The 17,370-nt window shown below is 60.3% G+C and carries 17 protein-coding genes; 3 read left to right on the top strand and 14 right to left on the bottom strand.

Annotated features, from left to right (window positions below; translation table 11 throughout):
• Positions 1–108: 108 nt before the first annotated feature.
• The 5 genes from VQ071_RS01660 to VQ071_RS01640 are packed head-to-tail and all read right to left on the bottom strand — an operon-like array spanning position 109 to position 4,507.
• On the bottom strand, positions 109–1,392 hold the full coding sequence (locus VQ071_RS01660; RefSeq protein WP_340512093.1) for an ABC transporter permease: 1,284 nt from the start codon (positions 1,390–1,392) through the stop codon (positions 109–111).
• Positions 1,385–2,287 carry an ABC transporter ATP-binding protein gene (locus tag VQ071_RS01655; protein WP_340512092.1) on the bottom strand — a complete coding sequence of 301 codons (903 nt, stop codon included), beginning with the start codon at positions 2,285–2,287 and terminating at the stop codon, positions 1,385–1,387. Before VQ071_RS01655 ends, VQ071_RS01660 begins: the two co-directional genes overlap by 8 nt.
• Entirely contained in the window at positions 2,284–3,339 is a 1,056-nt protein-coding gene (locus VQ071_RS01650) for an ABC transporter ATP-binding protein (protein ID WP_340512091.1), read from the bottom strand. Before VQ071_RS01650 ends, VQ071_RS01655 begins: the two co-directional genes overlap by 4 nt.
• Positions 3,329–3,751: a GntR family transcriptional regulator gene (locus tag VQ071_RS01645; protein WP_340512090.1), complete on the bottom strand. Its 423-nt coding sequence runs from the start codon at positions 3,749–3,751 to the stop codon at positions 3,329–3,331. The genes VQ071_RS01650 and VQ071_RS01645 overlap by 11 nt, the downstream gene beginning before the upstream one ends.
• Positions 3,752–3,781: 30 nt before the next feature.
• Positions 3,782–4,507 carry a hypothetical protein gene (locus VQ071_RS01640; RefSeq protein ID WP_340512089.1) on the bottom strand — a complete coding sequence of 242 codons (726 nt, stop codon included), beginning with the start codon at positions 4,505–4,507 and terminating at the stop codon, positions 3,782–3,784.
• Positions 4,508–5,173: 666 nt separating this feature from the next.
• Here VQ071_RS01640 and VQ071_RS01635 point away from each other — a divergent pair.
• Positions 5,174–6,025, top strand: coding sequence for an RluA family pseudouridine synthase (locus VQ071_RS01635; protein ID WP_340512375.1), 852 nt, complete (start codon positions 5,174–5,176; stop codon positions 6,023–6,025).
• 158 nt (positions 6,026–6,183) lie between these two features.
• A complete protein-coding gene (locus tag VQ071_RS01630; RefSeq protein ID WP_340512088.1) occupies positions 6,184–8,595 on the top strand; it encodes a putative bifunctional diguanylate cyclase/phosphodiesterase in 2,412 nt (803 codons plus the stop codon).
• Positions 8,596–8,697: 102 nt separating this feature from the next.
• Here VQ071_RS01630 and VQ071_RS01625 read toward each other — a convergent pair whose 3' ends face one another.
• The 6 genes from VQ071_RS01625 to coxB form a co-directional block, all read right to left on the bottom strand.
• Positions 8,698–9,144, bottom strand: coding sequence for a DUF420 domain-containing protein (locus VQ071_RS01625; protein WP_445293249.1), 447 nt, complete (start codon positions 9,142–9,144; stop codon positions 8,698–8,700).
• A gap of 107 nt (positions 9,145–9,251) precedes the next feature.
• On the bottom strand, positions 9,252–10,169 hold the full coding sequence (gene ctaG / locus VQ071_RS01620) for a cytochrome c oxidase assembly factor CtaG (protein ID WP_340512086.1): 918 nt from the start codon (positions 10,167–10,169) through the stop codon (positions 9,252–9,254).
• Positions 10,170–10,296: 127 nt separating this feature from the next.
• Positions 10,297–10,617, bottom strand: coding sequence for a cytochrome C oxidase subunit IV family protein (locus VQ071_RS01615; protein WP_340512085.1), 321 nt, complete (start codon positions 10,615–10,617; stop codon positions 10,297–10,299).
• Between the two features lie 4 nt (positions 10,618–10,621).
• Positions 10,622–11,242 (bottom strand): cytochrome (ubi)quinol oxidase subunit III, encoded by a 621-nt coding sequence (locus tag VQ071_RS01610; RefSeq protein WP_340512084.1) that lies wholly within the window; start codon positions 11,240–11,242, stop codon positions 10,622–10,624.
• A complete protein-coding gene (ctaD, locus tag VQ071_RS01605; protein ID WP_340512083.1) occupies positions 11,239–13,104 on the bottom strand; it encodes a cytochrome c oxidase subunit I in 1,866 nt (621 codons plus the stop codon). The genes VQ071_RS01610 and ctaD overlap by 4 nt, the downstream gene beginning before the upstream one ends.
• A gap of 20 nt (positions 13,105–13,124) precedes the next feature.
• Positions 13,125–14,198 carry a cytochrome c oxidase subunit II gene (gene coxB / locus VQ071_RS01600; RefSeq protein ID WP_340512082.1) on the bottom strand — a complete coding sequence of 358 codons (1,074 nt, stop codon included), beginning with the start codon at positions 14,196–14,198 and terminating at the stop codon, positions 13,125–13,127.
• 426 nt (positions 14,199–14,624) lie between these two features.
• Here coxB and VQ071_RS01595 point away from each other — a divergent pair, with 426 nt between their 5' ends.
• Positions 14,625–15,347 (top strand): hypothetical protein, encoded by a 723-nt coding sequence (locus tag VQ071_RS01595; protein WP_340512081.1) that lies wholly within the window; start codon positions 14,625–14,627, stop codon positions 15,345–15,347.
• 138 nt (positions 15,348–15,485) lie between these two features.
• Here VQ071_RS01595 and VQ071_RS01590 read toward each other — a convergent pair whose 3' ends face one another.
• The 3 genes from VQ071_RS01590 to VQ071_RS01580 form a co-directional block, all read right to left on the bottom strand.
• Positions 15,486–15,674 (bottom strand): hypothetical protein, encoded by a 189-nt coding sequence (locus VQ071_RS01590; protein WP_340512080.1) that lies wholly within the window; start codon positions 15,672–15,674, stop codon positions 15,486–15,488.
• A 135-nt stretch (positions 15,675–15,809) separates the two neighbouring features.
• Positions 15,810–16,607 (bottom strand): FHA domain-containing protein, encoded by a 798-nt coding sequence (locus VQ071_RS01585; RefSeq protein WP_340512079.1) that lies wholly within the window; start codon positions 16,605–16,607, stop codon positions 15,810–15,812.
• A 153-nt stretch (positions 16,608–16,760) separates the two neighbouring features.
• Positions 16,761–17,333 (bottom strand): LmeA family phospholipid-binding protein, encoded by a 573-nt coding sequence (locus VQ071_RS01580; protein WP_340512078.1) that lies wholly within the window; start codon positions 17,331–17,333, stop codon positions 16,761–16,763.
• Between the last annotated feature and the right edge of the window lie 37 nt (positions 17,334–17,370).

Raw genomic sequence — 17,370 nt, 5'->3', positions numbered from 1 at the left:
CGGAATAAGCCCATGGCTTTTCCGCTCGCTTTATGCTTGATTGACTCTCTGTTTGCAGCTTGTCGTCGAAGGGTCAGAGACCCGGTGCGATCAATAGATGAGCCTGCCTCACACCTTGTAAGCCTTCATCGCCTTGAATACTTCCTTGAACGAAGGCTTCTTGCCGTACATGAGCACGCCGACGCGGTAGATCTTGGCCGCGAGCCAGCCGATGGCGAGCACCGAGGCGATCAGTAGACCGACCGACAGCACGATCTCCCACCAGGCGGGATCGGCGAGTCCGATGCGCAGGAACAGGATGAACGGCGAGAAAAACGGGATGAACGAGCACACGGTAATGAACGTGCTGTCTGGATTCGTCAGGCCGTAGATGGCGATGTAGAAGCCGGCGAGGGTCAGCATCGTGACCGGCATGGACGTCTGGCTGAGGTCCTCCGTCCGGCTTACTAGCGAGCCGATGGCGGCGAACAGCATCGCGTACAGGAAGTATCCGAGCAGGTACATGACGATGGCGAAAATAATCATCTTGGGCTCGACGCTGGAGAGATCGATCCCGTACTTGTCGAGCGCGCCCTTGTTGTGCGGCAGCATCAGATTGCCGACGGACGCGCCCACGAGCACGACGAGCTGGGCGAGACCGACGATAAAGGTGCCGATAACCTTGCCGAACATCTGCTTGAGCGGTGCCACGCTCGTGACGATGATCTCCATGACGCGGGAGCTCTTCTCCGCGGTGATCTCGGTCGCGATGAGCTGGCCCGTGATCATGACGGACATGAACAGCAGGATGAGGATGGCGTAGGTCAGCCCGATGGCCGTGCCCTGCTGGGCTTCCGTCTTGCCGTCGGCGTTTTTATCCGAGATCTGCACGGTGTCGAGCTTGACGGGGGTTGTCAGCTTCGTAAACTGTTCGTCGGTCAGATTGGCGTCGCGGACGGCTTGCTGTGTCTTCACGAATTGCAGCCCGGTCTGGAGCGTACCCGACGTATTGGAATCAAGCATTTTTTTGGAGTGATAGACGACATTGGGGAATCCGACTTCTTTATTTTCGGTAAATGTAAGATAGCCTTTGATCTTGCCGCCTTCGATCGCCTGCTGTAGCGCAGCGTTCTTGTCTGCTTCGCTGCCGCTTGCTTCGACAGGCACGAGCTCGACCTTGCGTTTGTCGTCCAGACCGAACTGCTGCTCCAGTCCCTTGACGATATCGTCCTGCTCGCCGGCGATATAGCCGACCTTGGCGGCCGAGCCCGGACCCGTCAGCTTGTCGATGAAGTACGGCACGTTCGCGCCGACGACGAGCAGCACGCCGAGAATGATCGTCGTGATGATAAACGACTTGCTGCGAAGCTTGTTCCGCATCGTAAAGGCAATAACCGTCCACATGCTATTCATGGCTCTCACCTACCGTCTTAATAAAGATTTCGTTCAGTGTCGGCTCCAGCAGCTCGAAGCGTTCGACCGTGGATTGCGCCATCGCGTGCTTCAAGATGTCCTGCGCGGCTTCCTTGCGGGAGACGAGCAGGTCGTAGCCCCGCTCCGTACGGGTCGCGGACACGACGCCCGGAATCCGGTCCAGCCCGGAGATGTCCGTCTCCGCGCCGATCACGACCTTCTCCCGCGGGAAACGGCTCTTGATCTGGCGGATCGGCCCCTGCAGCACCGGATTGGACTTGTGCATGATCGTGATGTTGCGGCACAGCTCCTCGACATGCTCCATCCGGTGCGTCGAGAATACGATGCTCGCGCCTTCGTCGCGCAGCTCCTTGACCGTCGACTTCAGCAGCTCCACGTTGACCGGGTCGAGACCGCTGAACGCTTCGTCCATGATGAGGATGCTCGGCTTATGAATAACTGCCGCGATGAACTGGATCTTTTGCTGATTGCCCTTGGAGAGCTCTTCGACCTTCTTGTTGTAATATTCGGGCACCTGGAACCGGTCGAGCCAGCGCTTCAGGTTCGCGTCCGCGTCCCTGCGCGACATCCCGCGCAGCTGAGCCAGGTAGAGAATCTGCTCGCTCACCTTGATCTTCGGATACATGCCGCGCTCCTCCGGCAGGTAGCCCAGCATGGACAGCTGCTCCGTGCTGTACGGCTTGCCCCGGTAGCGGATGCTGCCGCCGTCCGGGAGGATCAGTCCGAGCACCATGCGCATCGTCGTCGTCTTGCCCGCGCCGTTGGCACCGAGCAGGCCGTAGATTTCCCCTTGTGCGACCTCGAAGCTGAGGCCGTTCACGGCTGTCTTGTCCCCGTACTGCTTGTATACCTTGTCGACTATGAGCGGATTCATCTAACCGCCTCCCCCTTTCGTACTAAACAAGCCATAATCTCTTCCAGTTCCAAGCGCTGCGACGAGAGAATGCGGTAGCCCGCGCTCCTGCAATAGCGCTCCGTCTCCTCCGGCGCATCCGACTCGAGCTTGCAGATGCCGGGCCCCGCCTCGAGCGCGCCCTGCACGCCGGGCGCCTCCCTGAGCAGCCGGGCCGCGTCGTCCCTGCCGGCGGCTCCATCCTCCCGCTGCACGGCGAAGACGCGCCAATTCTCGAACAGCCGATCCTTCTCGTACAGTCCGAGGCACTGCCCGCGGTGCATGAACAGCACGTAGTCCGCGAGGCGCCGCACCTCCTCGGTAATATGAGTGGCCAGGATCAGCGTGCGGTCCCCGCCGTTCATATAACGCGTCAGTTCGTCCAGCAGCGTCTTCCAGGCCGACGGGTCCAGGCCCGAGGACGGCTCGTCGAGCAGCAGCAGCTCCGGATCGTGCGCCATCGCCACGGCGAGCTCGGCCTTGCGGCGCATCCCCTTCGACAGCTTGCCGAGCTTCTTGGTCCGGTCCGCGTCGAAGCTCTTCATGAGCCGGGTATAGCGATCCCAGCTCCAGCCCGAATACCAGAGCGAGGCGAACCGCGCCTTGTCGTCGGCGGTCAGGCCGTTCTCATAGGCATGGGGCAGCTCGGTCACGAAGCCGATCCGCTCCCGCAGCTGCATGTCGCTGTCCGGCTCCAGCCGCCGGCCCAGCACCTCGATCCCGCCCTCGTCGTACGGCTCCATTCGGAGCAGCATGCGCAGCAGCGTGCTCTTGCCGGAGCCGTTCGGACCGACGATGGCCGTGACCATGCCCGCCGGGATCGACACCGTCAGCGGTCCGAGCGAGAAGCTCTCGCGGCGGATGGCGACGCCGCGCAGCCTGGCCGCGGCTTCGACGCCCGCATCGTCCTGGGCCGGCCAGCGGTCCGAGCGCTGGCGCTCATGATCCGCCGCAAGCGATGCGCCCGTCCTCTCGTCGGGCCCGCCTCCCGAGCCCGCAGCTTGCTCCGCCGGCAATCGGCGTTCAGCGTTCATCTGCCTTCCTCCTCTCCTCCGGCGCCTCGGCACTCCGGCGCTCATACGCCTCGCGCCAGATGCGCTCCATTTCTTCCCTCGTGCACTGCAGCTGCAAGCCGGTCTCCACGGCACGCTCGAAGGCCTCTACGACGCGCTCCAGCCTGTAGCTCTCGCGCGCTTCCTTGTCGATGCCCGACACGAACGTACCCGTGCCTTGCCGCGTGCGCAGCAGTCCTTCGTTCTCCAGATCCTGATATACGCGCCGCACCGTGATGGCACTGCATCTCAGGTCTGCCGCGAGCTCCCGGATCGAGGGCAGCAGCGTACCCTCCGCCAGCTGGCCGCTGAGGATCAGGCCGCGCAGCTGCACCTCCACCTGATGGTACAAGGGTTCGGGCCGGTTCTCGTCTATATGTACGGGGATCCACATCTGCCTCGCCTCAACTCCGTCCCGCTGCGTTTAAAAGGTGAAGCTCCTGCTCTCCATACGCTTGATCAGCACTCTGCGCATGACGGCGAGCACCGCCGCCGCGATCAGCACGGCCGCCAGCGGCATGAGCAAGGGCGCCGCCTTCGCCGCGTCCAGCAGCTCCCGGAACAGGCTGATACGTTCCCATGCGACGAGCGCAGCCAGCAGCCCGAGTCCGAGGCAGACGCACAAGTAAGTCTTGACGTATACCTTGCCGCTGAAGCCCATCTCGAGATACAGGTAGAACGAATTCAGAGCAAGCCCATAGCACAGCCAAGTTACCGCGGCCGCTATCCATGCGCCGATCCCGACCGTCTCGCGAAGCTCATGCGTCAGCATATATTGGCTGGCAAAAAATATCGTGCCGGCCGCGGATATCGTCACCACCGCCAGCAGCATCCGCGCGCTCGCCATCCCGCCGATCGGGATCGGCATCGTGCGCCAGTGCGAGAGCCGCCTGGTGAAGATGTCCTCGCGCCAGAAGCCGAGCACCGTGCGGTTCATCGCACACCCGAACGCCGGCAGCGCAAAGGTATAGAGCCAGTCCGTCATGCAGCTCATATAACGCGAGGGCGATTCGGAGCCGAGCGTCGCTTCGATCGCTGTGCTCATGATCATGCCGACGTACAAGGCGAACACCGCTGTCAACGTCATGCCGAGCCAGTCCCGCTTGAATTCGAATGCGGCCAATGCTCTCGCCGCTCGCCATTCGGTCATTCCTTCTGCCCCCGCTGCACAGTATAGTGTGTATATCCACATACACACTATACTCAGTACTCTCCCTTATTGTCAACCCTAATTATGGTAATTGGTATGTTCATGCAGAACTGCCGCAGACCGGAGTTTGTTGCCCAAGCTATAATCCATTAGAATAGAAGAACCACACCTGCCGCGGCAGCGGGATTGAGCAAGCGAGATTGCGGTTGACGGCGGGCGGTCACGACCGGAGGGAACGAAGCGATGAGTCAAAAATATAACGAGAGCAACGGGCGCACGGGACAGAAAAATGGCGAACGAACGGGCGGCGGCAGGTCGGACGGCACAGAGGGCAGGCCGGGCACGGGCGGCAGGCAAGGCGCGGGCAGCAGGCAGGGCGCGGGCAGCAGGCAGGGCGCGGGCGGCAGGCAGAGCGCAGGCGGCAGGCAGAGCGCAGGCGGCAGGCAGAGCGCAGGCGGCAGGCAGAGCGCAGGCGGCAGGCAGGACGCGGGCGGCAGGCAGGGCGCAGGCGGCAGAGCCGCTGCGGACAGGCAGGGCGCGGGCAGCAGGCAGGGCACAGGCAGCAGGCAGGGCACAGGCGGCAGAGCCGCTGCGGACAGGCGGCCTGCCCCGGCCGCGCGGGCCGGCCAAGCGTCCCCCGCAGGCGGCGGCGCGCGCAGCTTCACCGTGCAGGAGCCGGGCGAGCTGCTGCCCTTCCTGTTCGCCAAGCTGAGCGGCCAGGGCCGCAATGCGGTCAAGTCGATACTTGCCCGCGGCCAAGTATCCGTGGACGGCGCGTCCGTCACCGCCTACAACCACCCGCTTCGCCCGGGGGCCGTGGTCGCCGTGAGCAGGGAGCGCATCGAGGAAGTGCCGCAGCTGATCGGCCTGTCCATCATCCACGAGGATGACGACCTGATCGTCGTCTCCAAGGAGGCGGGCCTGCTGTCGATCGCTTCGCCGCAGGAGAACGAGCTGACCGCCTACCGCCAGCTCACCGACCATGTGCGACGGTCGGACCCGCGCAGCCGGATCTTCGTCGTTCACCGGCTCGATCGGGATACCTCGGGCGTCATGATGTTCGCCAAGAGCGAGGCCGTGCAGCAGTCGCTCCAGAATAATTGGCAGGAAGCCGTGACCGAGCGGGTGTATGTCGCGCTGGTCGAAGGACGCGTCTCCAAGCTTGAAGGGACGATCTCGTCCTGGCTCAAGGAGAGCAAGACGCTCAAGATGTATTCGAGCCCGTATCCGAACGACGGTCAGCACGCGGTGACGCACTACAAGACGCTGGAGACGCGGCCGCAGCTGTCTCTGCTGGAGATTCGGCTGGAGACCGGCCGCAAAAATCAAATACGCGTACACATGCAAGACATCGGCCATCCGGTCGTCGGGGACAAAAAGTACGGCTCCAAATCGAAAGTGCTCGGCCGGCTCGGACTTCATGCGCGCGTGCTTGCATTCGTGCACCCGACGACGGGACAACAGCTTCGTTTTGAGACGGATATTCCGAAGACCTTTGTTAACGCCCTTAAAATTTAACGCAGCATTCGCGGCATCCGCTTCCAGACAATGGGAGCGGATGCTTTTTTTATACTTAATGTGTAATTAGGCCTATTCAACTCGCGGCGAACCCGGTAGAATCAATATGTCGATTGTTGTCATTTATTGCCTAGAAATCGGGAGTAAGGATGGTCACGTTGATCGAACTTCAAAGCTCATACAATGCGACCATGATCGTCCTGTCTTGTATGATCGCCGCACTCGCTTCCTATACGGGACTCAGCATGGCGCTTCAATACGCTGCCGCCGTCCGCGGACGCTCCAGGCTCGTCTGGCTCGGCTCGGGAGCGGCTGTCATGGGGACGGGCATATGGGCGGTCTGCTTCTATGAGATCAGCGCTTATCAGCTGTCCGTCGGCACGAACTACGATTACTTCATGGTCGTCCTCGCGCTGGCCGTGGCGATCCTCGATTCGGCCCTCATCCTGCGGGCCGTCAGCCAGCGGCAGCTCCGGCGCGGATATTTGCTGGCCGGGGGCGGGACGGTCGGCGCAGCGGCCGCGATATTGCCTTATATCGGGCTGAATGCGATGCATGCGAACCTGCGCCCGCAGTATGCGCTCTCGTCCCTTCTGCCGTTTATCGCAGCCGCGGTCGGCGCGTCCATCGCCCTTCTGTGGATCTCGCATCGTTTTCAGACCGCCGCCGGTCCCCGCCGCAAAGCCTTCGCAGCCGCGCTGCTCGGGACCTTCTTCAGCGCAGCGATCCATACCGGCCTCACGATCGCCGTCTTGAAGCCTTCCGGCGACCTGGCGGCCGGCCCGGCCGGATGCTCATCCTCCACGCTGTCGTTCATACTGGGCTTCGCAACGCTGTTCGTCATCGGCATCGCTCTGGCGGCCATAATTATCGAGCGGTTCTGGAAGGCGCAGATGCGGCGCCAGCTCGAGCGCGACATGCGGCTTGAATCGCTGTTCAGGCACAGTCAGGACGGCGTATTTTCCTGTACGCTGGAGGGCAAGATTCTGGACGCCAACCTGGCCGCCACCCGCATCACGGGCTACGACAAGGAGGCGCTGCTCAAGCGCCAGGCGCGGGATATCATCTGTCCCGAATACCGGCATATTACTTCGCTCAACTTCCAGCTCACGATCGCCGGACAGTCGCGCAACTTCGACAGCGCCATCATCAAGCGGGGCGGCCAGCGGATCGATATTAACAATACGAACGTCCCCGTCCTCGTCGAAGGCCAGGTCGTCGGCTTGTACATGATCGTACGGGATATTACGGAGCGCAAGCAGACCGAGTGGCAAATGAACTATATGGCGCATCACGACGATCTGACGGGGCTGCCGAACCGGCGCCTGTTCGAGCAGCAGCTGAACAAGGCGATCTCGGAGCATCGGCAGATCGGCGCCTCCGCGGCGGTGCTGTTCCTCGATGTCGACCGCTTCAAGCTCGTCAACGATTCTCAGGGACACGACGTGGGCGACCTGCTGCTGCGGTCGACAGCCGAGCGGCTCCGCGGCGCCGTCAAGGACGAAGGCATCGTAGCCAGGCTCGGCGGCGACGAATTTTCCGTGCTGCTGACGGGCGGCATCTCGCGCGAGGCGGCGCGGGACATCGCCTCGCGCATCATCCGCGAGCTGGATATTCCGTTCTCGCTGCGCGGCAAGGACGTGCATATCACAGCCAGCATCGGCATCGCGCTGTATCCCGAGGACGGCGACTCGCTGATTACCTTGATGAAAAACGCGGACACCGCCATGTATTCCGCCAAGGAAGACGGCAAAAATACATTCCATTTTTACAATCAGGCCATGAACGACTCACTGTCCGAGCGGGTCCAACTGGAGAACGAGCTTCGCAAGGCGCTCGACCGCGACGAGTTTTTTCTCGTCTATCAGCCGCAGGTGGATATCGCGACAGGCGCGATCGTCGGCGTCGAGGCGCTCATCCGCTGGCGGCACGGCAAAAAGGGATTGATCTCGCCGGATGCATTCATCCCGCTGGCGGAGGAGACCGGCATGATCGTCGCGATCGGCGAGTGGGTGCTGCGGACCGCATGCAGCCAGACGATGCGCTGGTGCCGATCCGACATCGGTCCGCTCCGGATGTCCGTGAATCTGTCCAGCCGCCAGTTCCTGTCTCCGGACTTCTCCGAATCGGTAGCGCGCGTGATGCGGGAGACGGGGATGGCGCCCGAGCTGCTGGACCTGGAGATCACCGAATCGATGACGCTGGACGTGAACCGCTCGATCGAGACGCTCCTGCAGCTCAAGCGGCTCGGCGTCTCGATCTCCATCGACGACTTCGGCACCGGCTACAGCTCGCTCAGCTATCTGAAGAGCTTCCCGGTCGACCGGCTCAAGATCGACCAGTCCTTTATCCGTCAGATGCAGTCGGACACCAATGACCGGTCCATCGTCGCCACGATCATCGCACTCGCCCACAATCTGAATCTGCAGGTTGTCGCCGAAGGCGTCGAGACCGACGGCCAGTCCGACTTCCTCGCCTCGCACGGCTGCGACGAGATGCAGGGCTACCTGATCAGCAAGCCGCTCGCAGAAAGCGAGCTGGAGCGCTTCATGGCGCAGAAGTCGAGCTAGCCCGTAGCTGTGCGGTCTGCTCACCTCCAAAGCGCACAAAAACACCGCCAAGGCGCATTGCCCTGGCGGTGCTTTTGTGTGCGTACCGATTCGCTGCCGGTTCTACCAGCCGAATATCGCGTCGATGACGGGCTTCGTGTGACCGCCCGGATAGAGCAGGTACAGCAGCACGTAGACGGTAATGCCGGTAATCGCGGTAATAAACCAGATTACGGCCGTCACGCGGCCCCAGCGGCGGTGCTTCGCGTACTTTTCCTTGAAGCCGAGCACGAGCGTCGTGATGCCGAATACGGCCGCGACCATGGCCAGCGTGATATGGAACAGCAGGAAGATCAGATAGATCGTCTTGAGATGGTCCGGTCCGCCCCACTCGGTATTGCCGACGAAGATCGTACGAGACACATAGATGATGAAGAAAATGACCGCAGCGATCGCCGCCATAATCATCGTCTTCTTGTGGGCTTCGCGCTTGCCCTTGATAATCAATGCCCAGCCGATCGCGACGAGAATGGCGCTAATCGCGATAAAGCTTGTACTGATCGTTGGCATAATGGTATAGCTTGACAAGTGGGCTCACCTGCTCCAATGACATGTTAGACACAACTGCTCCCATTTTACCCTGCAATCGCCCGTAGTTCAATGAATGCGCGCGCTCTTCACACATTGTTCAAACGGCCGGACGACGCATGATCGAATGTCGGATCGTCATCCTGCGCCCGCTCTCTCCGATACCACTGCATGAAGACGGTGTACAGGGCGACGATATTGACGAACTCCTGGAGCAGCTTCATGATGATGCCGCCAAGCTGCTGATCGTCGGTCGGAGACATCAGGCTGAAAAAGGCCGGCCCGCCCTGGAACCGCGACAAAAAATCGGCCGGATTGCCGGATATGCAGTAGCCCATGGCGCGCACCCAGGTGTCGGGATCGCTGTACACGCTGAACAGCGGCGTAGTGGCGAAGATGATGAGCACGCAGGCCGGCGTCAGCAGCAGGCCGTTCAGGAAGATGAAGCCCAGCTTGCGAAGATTCGTGAGCCTGCTCCACTCCGGTACGGGACACATGACATGCCACCAGCTGATCATCGCCGCCGCCAGCATCGCCAAATAGTAGAAGCCGTGGAACACATAATGCGTCATGATCCAGTCATGATTGGCCGGCATATGGTACACCGAGAACAGCAAGTTAAACGCGAACAGCCCGAACAGCGGATTCATGAGAAACCGCAGCGGCCGCCAGACCGGACGGGAAAAAGTCGACCGCCACAGCCATACCGGCACGCCGTAGATCAGCAGCGCCGGCACGATAAAATATGAGATCGCCATCGCCGTCATATGGAACGTAAACATCAGATGCCCCATCAGGCTGAGCGGTCCGCCCTGGGCGAGGTAGAGCAGCAGGATACCGGTTATAAACGCCGCCTGCCGCCGCTTCTCGACCGGCCCGCTGCCTGCGAAGCGCTCGCGCCACGGTCCCGTGACAAGCGAATACAGCAAAATGATCAGCAGCGCGATCACCATCATGACCGGACTCCATAAATCGGCGAACGAGAAATATTCAAGTCCCATTCCCATTATATTTCCTCCCTTCCCCTGCATTTGAGGCGAACACGCGACTGCATCCGCTTGAGTCGGTCATACGGGCTTAATCGTTAAAAAGAGAGGCGGCTTGTAGGCGCGCCTCTCTTCAGTTCTGCTTGTCTTACCACCAAACCCAGTACAGCGCCATGATCACCATGGTGAACACGACGATAATGCCGAAAATAATGCCCATCGTCGCGAACAGATGTCCGCGATCCTTGAGGTGCATCCAGAAGGCGAGCTGCACGAATACCTGCAGGACCGCCATGCCGACGAGAATAATGTACGTGAAGGTCGTGTTGATCTCGCCTGCGGATACCGCCGCGAAGGCAATGATCGTCAGGACCAGCGACAGTACGAACGCGACGACATGCTTCTGCGGGCCTTCATGCCGATGGCGTCTTCTAGGATCCGACGAAGCGGCCGAATGGTCGTTGGCCATGTGGTTAACCCACCTTTCCCATCAGGTACACAACGGTGAAGATGAATACCCAGACGACGTCGATGAAGTGCCAGTAGATGGCAGACACGTAGATCTTCGGCGCAGTGACGACGGTGAGGCCCTTCTTGAAGATCTGGGCGATGAGCAGCCCGATCCAGAGCACACCGAACGCGACGTGCGCGCCGTGGAAGCCGACCAGCGTGTAGAACGAGGAGCTGAATGCGCTCGTCGTCAGCTTGTGGCCTTCGGACACGTACGTGTTGAACTCGTAAATCTCAAGCCCGAGGAAGCTCAGGCCGAGCAGGATGGTGATGATCAGCCAGACGATCATCGCCTTGACCTTGTGCTGGTGCAGCGCCTGCACCGCGAACACGCTCGCGAGACTCGATACGAGCAGGATCATCGTCGCTGCGAATACCATCGGCAGCTCGAACAGATGATCCGCGGTCGGACCGTCGAGCACCTGATGGCGAAGCGCGATGAAGGCGGCGAAGAGGGTTCCGAACAGAACCGTCTCCGCACCGAGGAACAACCAGAAGCCGAGAATTTTGTTGCGGCCTTCTAACGTCGCCTTTTCGGGCTCATGAGGAAGGTGTCCGTCTAAGTGATGGTCGTGTGCGCTCATGCGTGCACCCCTTTCTCCTGCTCCTCAGGCTCGATATGGAAGCCGTGATCGTCGAATACAGAGCGGAGGAACATGCTTCCGAAAGTTACGACGAGCCCGCCGATGGCGACAATCAGATGGTCGTACATGAAGCCCAGCGCCGCAGCGAACAATCCGATGCTCATGACGAGCGGCAGGATCGAAGGCGAAGGCATGTGGATCGGTCCGACCGGCTCGGCCGGCGGCATTTCCGTGTTGCCCTTTTGCTTTTCGTTCCACCATGCGTCGTAGCTGCGCACGAGCGGGAGCTGCTTGAAGTTGTATTCAGGCGGCGGCGAAGGAATCGACCATTCGAGCGAGCGGCCGTCTTCCCACGGATCGTCCGCGACAGGCTTCTTGTTGGCTGCGCTGACGATGACGTTGACGATGAACAGAATCGTGCCGATGCCCATCAGGAAAGCGCCCACGGTGCTGACCGCATTCATCGTGTCGAAGTCCTGGCCCGGCAGATACGTCCATACGCGGCGCGGCATGCCGATCAAGCCCAGGAAGTGCTGGATAAAGAATGTCATGTGGAAGCCGATGAAGAAGGTCCAGAACGTCGCCTTGCCGAGCTTCTCGTTCAGCACGCGTCCGAACATCTTCGGCCACCAGTAGTGCAAGCCGGAGAAGATGCCGAAGATCAAGCCGCCTACGATAACGTAGTGGAAGTGAGCGACGACAAAGTACGTATCGTGATACTGGAAGTCAGCCGGCGCGACGGCCAGCATGACGCCGGTGACGCCGCCCATGACGAAAGTCGGGATGAAGCCGATCGCGAACAGGCTCGCCGAGGTGAACGAGATCGATCCGCCCCACAGCGTGAACAGCCAGTTGAAGATCTTGACCCCCGTCGGCACCGCGATCAGCATCGTCGCGATGGAGAACAGGCCGTTCGCTACAGGGCCGAGACCGGTCGTGAACATATGGTGAGCCCAGACCATGAAGCCGAGGAACGCGATCAGAACCGTCGCGAATACCATCGAGCTGTAGCCGAACAGCCGCTTGCGCGAGAACGTGCTGACGACTTCGGAGATGACGCCGAAGGCCGGCAGGATCAGGATGTACACCTCGGGGTGACCGAACACCCAGAAGATGTGTTCCCAGAGCACGGCGTTGCCCCCGTTGCCCGTCTCGAAGAAGTTGGCCTGGAACAGCCGGTCGAACGTCAGAGCCACGAGGCCGACGGTCAGTACCGGGAAAGCGAATACGATCAGGGCGGAAGTGATGAAGATCGCCCACGTGAACATCGGCATGCGCATGAAGGACATGCCCGGCGCACGCATGTTGATGATCGTCGCCATGAAGTTGATGCCGCCGATCAGCGTGCCGATACCGGCGATCTGAAGGCCCATCAGGTAGTAATCGACGCCGTGGCCGCCCGCATACATCGGGCCCGCCAGCGGCACGTACGAGGTCCAGCCCGCATCCGGAATGTCGCCGGCGAACCAGCTGATGTTCAGCAGGACGCCGCCGGCGAAGAAGGTCCAGAAGCCGAGCGAGTTCAGGAACGGGAACGCGACGTCGCGCGCCCCGATCTGCAGCGGGATGACGGCGTTCATAAGCGCGAACAGCATCGGCATCGCCGCCAGGAAGATCATCGTCGTCCCGTGCATCGTAATCAGTTGGTTGAATGTGTCCGCCCCGACGAAGTCGTTCATGGGCTTAATGAGTTGGATCCGGATCAGGATCGCCTCAAGGCCGCCGATCAGGAAAAAGAACCCGCCGGCGATTAAATACAGAATGCCTATTTTCTTGTGGTCGACGGTCGTCAGCCAGTCCATCAAGCCTCGGTACCGCTTGACTGTGTGCGCGTGTGCAGCCAAAGCCGCGTCCTCCTTCATTCCCCGCAGAAGCTAGAGTATTAGTATTCGAGCTTTTGGCTGGCCAGATACTTCGCGATGCCGTCGAGCTCCTCTTGCGTGAGGCCGGTAGCCGTCGTTCCCTTGCCCGGTCCGTAGGATACGTCCGTGCTGACATCCGGCATCTGGTTGCCCGGCTTGATCGTCTGCGCATGGGCGATCCAGTTCTTCAGGTTCTCTTCGACAGACTTCTCGTCATTGTACAAAATACCGCCGACCGTCTGTCTGCTGCCGATGCCGGTCAGGTTCGGAGCCGCGCTGCCCGCGTTGGTCTCGCCGATCGCGTGGCAGGAGAGGCACTTGCTCTCGAACGCGGCCTTGACGTTCTCGTCGGCCGGCATGGCGACCGGCGCCTTCATCGCCGCGACCCAGCGGTCGAACGATTCCTGGCTGACGGCCTTCGCCTTGAAGTCCATCAAGCTGTGGGACGGACCGCAGAGCTCTGCGCACTTGCCTCTGAATACGCCTTCCTTAGGGAATTCCAGGTACAGCTTGTTGGTCGTGCCGAGTCCCGCGTTGGTGTCGATCTTGCCGCCGATGGACGGAATCCAGAAGGCGTGCGTCACGTCGCCGGACGCCAGCTTGAACTGGATCTTGCGCCCAGTGGGCACGATCAGATCCTGAGCGGTCTTGATGCCGTACTCGGGATATTCGAACTCCCACCAGTACTGATGCGAAGTCACGGTGACTTGCACTGCCTCGGGGTCCTTGGAATAGTCCTTGGACAGGCCGAATACCGAGTTAATTGTCGGTACGCCGAGAATAAGCAGCAAAATAATCGGAATCACAGTCCAGATAATCTCGAGCGTGTGATTTCCTTCGACTTGCTTCGGCACCGTGTTGTCGCCCTTGCGGCGCCGGAAGCGGATCAGCACGTAAATACAGATCGCAAACACGACGACAACGACAAGCGCCATGATCGAGATCGAGAGCGTCATCAGATCAAATTGCTTTTGCGCGACGGGCCCCTGCGGGCTCAATGTCGACAGATCGTCCCTACCGCAAGCCGACAGCAAGAGCGCCATGCCGGCCATGAGCGGCAGCAACCGCTTAAATACGCGCCACCGATTCATCATCCATTCATCCCCACTTTGACGTAATCATGAATTGCCTTCTTCTCTAGATGTGGCGGCGGCAATCCATGTACTGCGCGTTGTCGAACTTTGGTTCACGCACGTTCCTAAACCCTCTAATAAATATAAAGATTGGTACGACAGTTTGTCAATGTTCACACAACAGTTCACAAATTGTTCTCAAAACTGTCAAAATCGTTGTGCCGCAAGGGTTTCAAGGCGCGATAGAGCGTTTTCGGGGGTTGCTGCCGCTCCCTTGCAAAGGCTTTCTTGGGCAGGGCGGCCCGGTTTCGGTTTGCCGCCGTTTGTTTCATTCCTTTCCATCAGCTTTTACCAACGGCGGCTTGTTTTATGTATGCGGCGTCGGCATAGATTTATGGCCGGGGCAAACAATAACGTCAAGCCAAGATACCCGAGAGGAGTCAGGTTATGAACAAGCGCCATCTCGCTGTTTTCCTGTTCGCCGCCACGCTGCTCGGCACGATGAACGGCTGCAATTATAAAGCCCATCACCAACAAAGCGCCAACGACTACGGCAGCAGGACGGCGGGCGATCCCAAAATGTCGGGCATCCGCTCATACAGCCGTCATGCGGCCGATCCGCAGCTCCACGACAACCGGTACTTCGAGTACAGCTCCGCCCTGTCTTACCGCATCTCCAACGTACCGGGCGTCAGCTCCGCCATCGTCATGCTGACCGACAAAAACGCCTATGTGGGCATCACGACGGACCAGACCGCCACCGGCACGCGGTCTCACGGGGGACTGCGGACCAAAGAGCAGGACAACACGGGGACGACCGAAGGCGTATATAACGTGGATACCGGCAGCAACTCATGGGATTTGACGAAAATCGTCACGCCGTACAATTCCTACTTTTCGCACAAGGACGTATCCGATCTGTCCACAGAGTTCCGCCAGACGATCGCACAGGAGGTCCGCAAAATGGCGCCGAACGTCTCCGGCGTTCATATATCGGCGAACATGGAGTACATGAATCAGCTGCTCGGCTATGCCAAGGCATCCTGGAACGGTCAGCCGCTCGCGCCGCTCACGCCCGGCTTCAACAAGCTGGCCAAATATATATTCAGCACGGGCCATGCGGTCCCCACGCCGATTCCCGAGCCGACCGCGCGCGGCAGCTCCCGATAAGCGCATATGCCATATATAAAATGAAACGCAAAAAACAGAGGCTGCTCCGAAGAACGATCCGTTCTCCGGGCAGCCTCTGTCGCGCTATGCCGCAAAAAAAGCAAGACCCTCAAAAGAGCCTTGCGCTGTGTCGCTGATTCAAGAAGCGGAGGAATTGATCTTCATGAGCTCCCGCTCGACGATTACGGTCAACTCATCTTCATAGCCGCCGGTTATTCTATATTTCCGGATGTAGTCTTTAACGAACTTGCGCGGATCCTTGGGGCGAAAAATCCTCGTCATTTCCTGCAGGCTTTCCTGAACTTCGTTATGACCGCGCTTTGCCATGCCATAATCCCTCCCGGCGGAAACTTCCCGCAAGATTCGTACAGAGCTGACGTCCGGCTGCCTACTGAAGATATTTAATTCCTGCTCAACCCTCATTATACCAGTTCATGCCTGGGTTTAACAGAAAAACCGTCTTCACCCCTGAACCTCGAACCACTGCGAATCGCCGGACAAGGCGAATCGCTCTCCCGACCGGAGCTCGCGGCGGTCGCCCGCGGCGATGCGCGTGCCGTCCATCAAGTATGTACCGTTGGAGGAACCGTGGTCGACAAGCGTAAATACGCGGCGCGACGGGTCGTAGCCGACGGTGCAATGCCTGCGGCTGATCTCTCCGTGGCCCTCGGGATAGACGAGCCCGCACTGGGCGCCGTCCCTGCCGATCACCACGGGCCTGTCCGAGAGGCGATAGCTGCCGCCCGCGAACTCGCCCTTCAGACAGACGAGCCGCGGCTCGCCGCCCACGGCAGGCTCCGGCCTTCGGTTGTTCGGCCCGCTCGCGGACGAGCCGAGGCTGCGGAGCGGGATCGTATAGCCGATCGGGTCGTCCGCGATGTCATCCGGCTCGTCCGCCCCGCTCGCTTGGTCCGCTGCATCGGCTTCGGGCGCCTTCGCGCGCTGGCCGTCGGAGGACTGGATATGGTTCAGGATTGAAGGATCGTAGGCAAAATCCGGATGCTTGAATTCGTCATCCTTCGTTCCTTTACCCTTGGAAGTCATCTGCAGAAACGCTAAAACCGCGATTACGGACACGGCGATGCCGATTGCCATGGCGGCGAGCAACGGCATCATGCCTTCGGAGCCCGAGACGGCGGCTTGCGCGGCGAACGCCCGCGCCTTCGCCGTCCCGGCCGCCGCTGCAGAGCCCGGCCATGCCTGAACCGCGATTGCCATGACGGCGACCGCCGTCAGCGGTCGGCCGGAGCTTCTGTTCACAACGTGCTCCTCCATTCCATGTAAACGCTTACTAATCCATATGCGGAAAATTATTATTTAATACGGCTTATGAATTGATTATATCCTGATTCAACCGCCCGTTCAATCTGACACGAAATGACGCCGCAGACGCCGCAATTACAGAGGCTCGGCTCAGAGCCCCTCGATCAGACGCTGAATATCCCGCAGCGAAGGCAGCTTGAACGTCACGCGAAGCCCGCTCGCATCGGATTCGACGCGTTTGATATGAATTCCCTGCGGCAGCTCCTCGCCCAGCGGTATGACGACATCGTCGAACCGGTCGGCGGGCAGGTCAATGCCCCTGATCGAGGCCTGCTCGACCACAGCCGTCAGGTTCGGTTCGCTCCATTCGAGCCGGTACACGATGGACAATCCGACAGGCACTCGGCTTTTGACTTTAAGATTGAGCTCGGCCGCGAGCCGATTGTCCGCCAGCAGCCTGAACTCGGCGCCCGTAATGCGGATATCCGGCGCGTACTGCGGGTTGGCCGCGATGGACGCCTTGGCCAGATTGTTGACATCCGCTTCGGACAGGACAAGCTCCGTGGACATCTTCTTCAGCATCTGAACCGCCCGGTTCTCGATCGGAACCGGCTCGTAGGCGAGATCGAGCGGCCGGGCCGGCGCCACGTAGCGATATATAATAAAGCCTCCTGCGGCCGCAAGCACGACCAGCGCGACGAGCGCGATCAACAGTTTTTTCAACGAATTGGCCTCCTCTGGCTGTCTGCCGGCGGATCGG

The organism is Cohnella sp. 56, from assembly GCF_037963805.1.
In the GTDB taxonomy this organism is placed as follows: Bacteria; Bacillota; Bacilli; order Paenibacillales; family Paenibacillaceae; genus Cohnella.
The sequence above is the reverse complement of the archived record's forward strand: the minus strand, read 5'-3'. Positions and strand labels throughout refer to the sequence as shown.